The sequence below is a fragment of the Microcystis sp. M53603_WE2 genome, from assembly GCF_030065435.1.
Map to the genome: position 1 here is coordinate 1 of NZ_JASJFF010001292.1, position 5,062 is coordinate 5,062.

Sequence of the window (5,062 nt, forward strand, 5' to 3'; positions counted from 1 at the left end):
CATTGGAGGGATCGGGGGTAAAATTCAGGTACTTTTTCCCTGAAAATTAGGTAACTGACTACCTCAAAATCGGTAAAACCCTACACCCCACACCCCACACCCCACACCCTGCCCCCACCAACAAACTTTTTCAGCAGACCTTATCTATCAACCAATATCCCCCCGAGGCCATCTTCCCGTGGAACAGGCTAGAAGCCTGTTTTAGATTAGGTACAATTAATGATACGATCGGTGCGTTACGGCGGCTTGTTAATTTTGGTTTTTTGACCGAATTGGTAGCCGCCTAACGCACCCTACATTTTACGATTAATCAAAAAATTCGCTGAAAGAAAGGAGCATAAATTGGACGCTTACCTACAAAGCAATGTATAAATTTCTGGAACAAGGAGTCCATGGAGAAGTCTTGGATTTCCCTGGCGTGATTTCCTGGGGAAATGATCTAGCAACAGTACGCCGTTCCTTAGCCAGTGCGCTGGTGGACATGGCAGAAGTTAATATATCTAGGGGGGAATCTTTACCCTTGCCTAATGCGTTGTTAACAGACCCAGAAGCGGATTTAGAAGAACCAATTTATCTAATCTTTTCTGCATCAACCCATGTCCAAATTGTACCGACTTCGATCGCCTCATGAAGCGTCGAGATTTGTTGCGTTATCTCAGTCAACAGGGTTGTCAATTGGTACGAGAAGGAAGTGAACATTCCATCTGGGAAAAGCCACCCAATGGTCGGCGTACAGCCATCCCTCGACAATTTCTCGATGTCGAGGGATGGCTGTGAGAATTTTTCGTCAGTTGGACATACCAGAACCTTGAACACAAGCGGCGATCGCTCTGATCACATGAGCTACTTTATCATTCTGCCTCAAAATTGTTTTTTTATTGGTCGGCAATAATGGTTCTTCGTTACTTGGTATGATTCGATCAGGGGGCATAAATCGACTAAATCCTTATAGGGCAAGAGACTCAATTGATTAGCTCGTTCTAGATAGAAAACAATTAGCCAAAATCGAAGCAATGTCTTTCTGTGTAAGGGTTTTATCCTTTATAACCCCCCTCCATTGCATAACACAAACCGAAGAACCATAAAATTCCTGGTGATTTACTCTTCCTACAAGAACTTAATTGGGTAAGTTTCAAGAAGATTGATGATGCTGCTGCCTTCCATAAACTAGAGTGGGGCATTACTCAAGTCAAGCCAGAGTTACATTCAAAAACGGTAAAATTGACAGCCGAAGAGTGGTTTAATCGTGGTTGTAACAAAGGTGAATTAGGAGACAATCAAGGTGCGATCGCTGACTACAATCAAGCCATTCAAATCAAACCCGACTATGCTTATGCCTACATTGGTCGCGGGAATGCCAAGTCTAACTTAGGAGACAAGCAAGGTGCGATCGCTGACTATAATCAAGCGGCACAACTTTACGTGCAACAGAACACGATGGATAAATACCAATATACTCTTGATCAAGTGAAAAGACTGGAAAAAGGATTTTGGGGAAGGTTGTTCTCATGACTATTCGTCAAACTACAATCGCTAAATTGTAACAACTACCAGAGTCACTTTTACTGGAAGTTAACAATTTTATCGACTTGGTAATACACAAACATCAATCTGAAACAGCTAATGACAAACTGCAAGAAGATGGGGCTAAAGTTTTGGGAAAATAGTTTGAAGGTCTAAAATTGATAAATTATGAAAAAACTTGAAAAAATTATCACAGAATTTCGCCAAGCACTAGAAAAAATCTATGGCGATAAATTAATAAACTTAGTTCTATACGGTTCTCAAGCCAGAGGAGATGCAACAGAAGACTCTGATATTGATATCATGGTAATTTTAAAAAGTCCAGTTTCTCCTGGAGATGAAATTTTCCGTATGGGAGAAGTTAAAAATCAAATTAACCTTAAATACGATCAATTCATCTCAGTTTTGCCCATATCTGAAGAAGACTTTTTATGTAAAGATACTCCTTTATTAGAAAATATTCGCCGAGAAGGTATAGCTTTATGAACCGCATTCAAACATTACTAAGTCTAGCTAAAGAAGAATTATATGCTGCTGAAATTTTGTGGGAAAATACTCTATATCGTGCTTGTATTTCTCGGGCTTATTACGCCTTATATTATACAATACAAGCTCTCTTGGCTGCTAAAAACGTCAATACTAGAACTCACAGAGGCTTGATTCAACAATTTGGACAACAATTTATTAAAACTGGAGAATTATCTCAAAACTTATCAAGAACCTTGAGTGAGACTTTTGATTTAAGACAGTTAAGTGATTATGATGAAACGATACCCATCACTCAACAACAAGCAGGCAAAACTTTAGAAAATGCAAAATTGTTTATTAGTGAAGCTACCAAGTGGCTAGAGAATAATCAAATTCAGTAAATAAAAACAATATCTTAATCTATAGCGGTTCTCGCATCTGTGCGGCACACTTAAACCTTTGCTGATTAAGCTGTTCAGGATCGGGAATGTACCTCTTGTGAATCAGAAACGCTATATTAATCAAAAAATTCGCTGAAAGAAAGGAGTATAAATTGGATGCTTACCTACAAAGCAATGTATAAATTTTTGGAACAGGGAGTCCATGGAGAAGTCTTGGATTTTCCTGGCGTGATTTCCTGGGGAAATGATCTAGCAGCAGTACGCCCTTCCTTAGCTAGTGCGCTGGTGGACATGGCAGAAGTTAATTTATCTAGGGGGGAATCCTTACCCTTGCCTAATGGTTTGTTAACAGATGCAGAAGCGGATTTAGAAGAACCAATTTATCTAATCTTTTCTGCATCAACCCATGTCCAAATTGTACCGACTTTGATCGCCTCATGAAGCGTCGAGATTTGTTGCGTTATCTCAGTCAACAGGGTTGTCAATAACATCGCATTTGGCGGAACTCGATATCTGAGATAAATTATGAATGATGAATTATGAAAGAGATTTGATTTAGCGATTATGGGAAATTTAAAATCGACATTATTGCTAATCACGGGCTAAATATTTCTCGATAAGTTATCATTGATACGATTGGCAATTCTGATCAAGTGGTGCGTTACGGCGGCTTGTTAGTTTTGGTTTTTTGACCAAATTAGTAACCGCCTAACGCACCCTACACTCTGAATACCGCTTTAAGACAGAGCCTTAGAAAAAGAAACTCTGGAGTTCTTGACATGATCACCTTAGTATGCAGCGGCTTAAAAAGATTGTGTTCTGCACCAACAAGGACAAGATTAACTTACTCCAGTGCAGTCGAAGCCGATCACCCGAAGCCATCAAAACTATCCAGGGTGCAGGAGTTGAACCTGCCTAGCACGAATTATGAGTTCGTTGCCTCAACCGCTCGGCCAACCCTGGGTTATACTATTAACTCATTATAGATCGGTAATTACTCTGAACGTGAAAATTCAGCCCCACCAAGATGAAAAAATTTTCAATCAGCACCTCCTTGCAGTTAGGTCTCCTTTTGATGGTAGCCATGTTAGCCGCCGGCTTCGGTAGCGGTTGGGTAGCCTATCAATTGGGAATCGCCTCCCTGAAGGGAGTCAGTCAACCGGATATCAACCCCGCTAAAAAGTTTACCAACGATCGCACCAGTTATGGTCGCAATCAAACTTTTATCCCCGTTAAAGAAGAAGAAGTAATTAAAAGAGTGAGAGTTTATATGCAACAACAGAAAAACCAACCGCAATCAAAGGACGAAACCAAAGGATAGGCTTTAAAAAAGGCGAATTTTGCCTTTTCGCTATGGATAATCAGGATTTATTGACTCGTTTAATTTTAGTCTTTTTACTAATCGTCCTCAATGCTTTTTTCGTAGCGGCGGAATTTTCGCTTGTGTCTGTCCGTCGTACCCGCATCAGTCAGCTAGTGGCCGCGGGAGATGTGCCAGCGCAGACGGTACAATCTCTACAAAGAAGTCTCGATCGCTTACTTTCCACTACCCAATTAGGCATCACCCTTTCTAGTTTAGCTTTAGGTTGGATCGGGGAGAGTACCATGACCGTTTTTGTGAGGAAATTACTAAGTTTTTTACCCTTTTCTTTAAACTGGCAAAATCTTCTCTCCCATGGTTTCTCTCTTTGTCTAGCTTTTTTAATTGTTGCCTATCTCCAGATAGTTTTTGGGGAACTTTATCCCAAATCCCTCGCTTTAATTTATGCCGAACCGATGGCGCGATTATTAGCAGCACCTATTGGCGTTATTTCCCAGATTTTTAAGCCTTTTATCGGTATTCTGAACCAATCAACTCGTTTTTTATTGGTTTTAACCCGTATCCCCGAAGTGGATCTACAGCGTTCTAATCGGGTAACTTGCGAGGAATTACAATTAATTATCAGCATGGAAGGGGAATTAACGGGATTAGAAGCAGCGGAAAGGAAAATTTTAAATAATGTCTTCCAGTTTGGCGAAATCACTGCTGCGGAAATCATGGTTCCCCATAACCGTTTAATAGCTATTCCCTCGACCGCAACTTTTCAGGAATTATTGCTCAACGTGGTTAACAGTGGCTATTCTTGCTATCCTGTGGCAGGAGATTCTGGTGATGATATCCGTGGTCTGATCGATTTTAAAGATTTAGCTTTACCCCTTGCCGAAGGTCAGTTAAATTTAACAACCCCGATTAAACCTTGGTTAAAACCTGTGCGTTTTTTCCCCGAAACTACCCCTTTAAATGAATTACTGACAGTGATGCAGGAATCATTCTTAAAGATGGTTATCATTGTGGATGAATTTGGCAGAACAGCCGGTTTATTAACCCTCAAAGATTTAATCGGCGAGATTCTAGGAACTTTTCCCCCTAGTGATCAATCAGGAACATTGGAATACCAACTCCTCGATGAATCAACTTTTCTCGTACAAGCACAAATGAATTTAGAGGACGTGAACAAAGCATTAAATTTAAGCTTACCCTTGGCCGATGAATACCAAACCCTAGCTGGTTTTATCCTCCATCATTGGCAAAAAATACCGAGGGTGGGAGAACAATTATATTACCAAAATTTAGAATTTACCATTATTTCTAAGGTCGGCCCTCGCTTGGAACAAATTAAGATTTATCG

The 5,062-nt window shown here is 40.3% G+C and carries 9 protein-coding genes and 1 tRNA gene; 8 read left to right on the top strand and 2 right to left on the bottom strand.

The annotated features are described in order from the left end of the window. The first annotated feature begins 364 nt into the window (after nt 1–364). Both PX481_RS26965 and PX481_RS26970 read left to right on the top strand, forming a co-directional pair. Complete coding sequence (locus tag PX481_RS26965) at nt 365–631, top strand: type II toxin-antitoxin system HicB family antitoxin (RefSeq protein ID WP_004159412.1); 267 nt, start codon at nt 365–367, stop codon at nt 629–631. Continuing rightward, on the top strand, nt 628–777 hold the full coding sequence (locus PX481_RS26970; RefSeq protein WP_288027202.1) for a type II toxin-antitoxin system HicA family toxin: 150 nt from the start codon (nt 628–630) through the stop codon (nt 775–777). Before PX481_RS26965 ends, PX481_RS26970 begins: the two co-directional genes overlap by 4 nt. A gap of 84 nt (nt 778–861) precedes the next feature. On the opposite strand, the gene PX481_RS26975 is transcribed toward PX481_RS26970, so the two are convergent. Continuing rightward, the gene (locus PX481_RS26975; RefSeq protein ID WP_288097014.1) at nt 862–1,014 is read right to left on the bottom strand and encodes a hypothetical protein; all 153 of its coding nucleotides are present in this window, start codon (nt 1,012–1,014) and stop codon (nt 862–864) included. Nucleotides 1,015–1,221: 207 nt separating this feature from the next. Between PX481_RS26975 and PX481_RS26980 the strand changes: the two genes are divergently transcribed. The 4 genes from PX481_RS26980 to PX481_RS26995 all read left to right on the top strand — a co-directional run bounded on the left by PX481_RS26980 (nt 1,222) and on the right by PX481_RS26995 (nt 2,834). Further along, nucleotides 1,222–1,512 carry a tetratricopeptide repeat protein gene (locus PX481_RS26980; protein WP_004159408.1) on the top strand — a complete coding sequence of 97 codons (291 nt, stop codon included), beginning with the start codon at nt 1,222–1,224 and terminating at the stop codon, nt 1,510–1,512. A 180-nt stretch (nt 1,513–1,692) separates the two neighbouring features. Next, nucleotides 1,693–2,010 carry a nucleotidyltransferase domain-containing protein gene (locus PX481_RS26985; protein WP_004159407.1) on the top strand — a complete coding sequence of 106 codons (318 nt, stop codon included), beginning with the start codon at nt 1,693–1,695 and terminating at the stop codon, nt 2,008–2,010. Continuing rightward, nucleotides 2,007–2,393, top strand: coding sequence for a HEPN domain-containing protein (locus tag PX481_RS26990; protein ID WP_004159406.1), 387 nt, complete (start codon nt 2,007–2,009; stop codon nt 2,391–2,393). The genes PX481_RS26985 and PX481_RS26990 overlap by 4 nt, the downstream gene beginning before the upstream one ends. Before the next feature lie 156 nt (nt 2,394–2,549). After that, on the top strand, nt 2,550–2,834 hold the full coding sequence (locus PX481_RS26995) for a type II toxin-antitoxin system HicB family antitoxin (protein ID WP_288024677.1): 285 nt from the start codon (nt 2,550–2,552) through the stop codon (nt 2,832–2,834). A 449-nt stretch (nt 2,835–3,283) separates the two neighbouring features. Here PX481_RS26995 and PX481_RS27000 read toward each other — a convergent pair. Then, nucleotides 3,284–3,356, bottom strand: a tRNA-Ile gene (locus tag PX481_RS27000). Nucleotides 3,357–3,420: 64 nt separating this feature from the next. On the opposite strand from PX481_RS27000, the gene PX481_RS27005 reads away from it, so the two are divergent. Together PX481_RS27005 and PX481_RS27010 are read left to right on the top strand one after the other, a co-directional pair. Continuing rightward, complete coding sequence (locus PX481_RS27005) at nt 3,421–3,714, top strand: hypothetical protein (protein WP_004159404.1); 294 nt, start codon at nt 3,421–3,423, stop codon at nt 3,712–3,714. 32 nt (nt 3,715–3,746) lie between these two features. Beyond that, on the top strand, nt 3,747–5,062 hold a 1,316-nt coding region (locus PX481_RS27010), incomplete at its 3' end, for a hemolysin family protein (RefSeq protein WP_288097017.1).

Bases quoted from the DNA above. Each gene is read 5' to 3' on its own strand.
- PX481_RS26965 (WP_004159412.1), top strand. From the start codon at position 365: ATGTATAAATTTCTGGAACAAGGAGTCCATGGAGAAGTCTTGGATTTC.
- PX481_RS26970 (WP_288027202.1), top strand. From the start codon at position 628: ATGAAGCGTCGAGATTTGTTGCGTTATCTCAGTCAACAGGGTTGTCAA.
- PX481_RS26985 (WP_004159407.1), top strand. From the start codon at position 1,693: ATGAAAAAACTTGAAAAAATTATCACAGAATTTCGCCAAGCACTAGAA.
- PX481_RS26990 (WP_004159406.1), top strand. From the start codon at position 2,007: ATGAACCGCATTCAAACATTACTAAGTCTAGCTAAAGAAGAATTATAT.
- PX481_RS26995 (WP_288024677.1), top strand. From the start codon at position 2,550: ATGCTTACCTACAAAGCAATGTATAAATTTTTGGAACAGGGAGTCCAT.
- PX481_RS27005 (WP_004159404.1), top strand. From the start codon at position 3,421: ATGAAAAAATTTTCAATCAGCACCTCCTTGCAGTTAGGTCTCCTTTTG.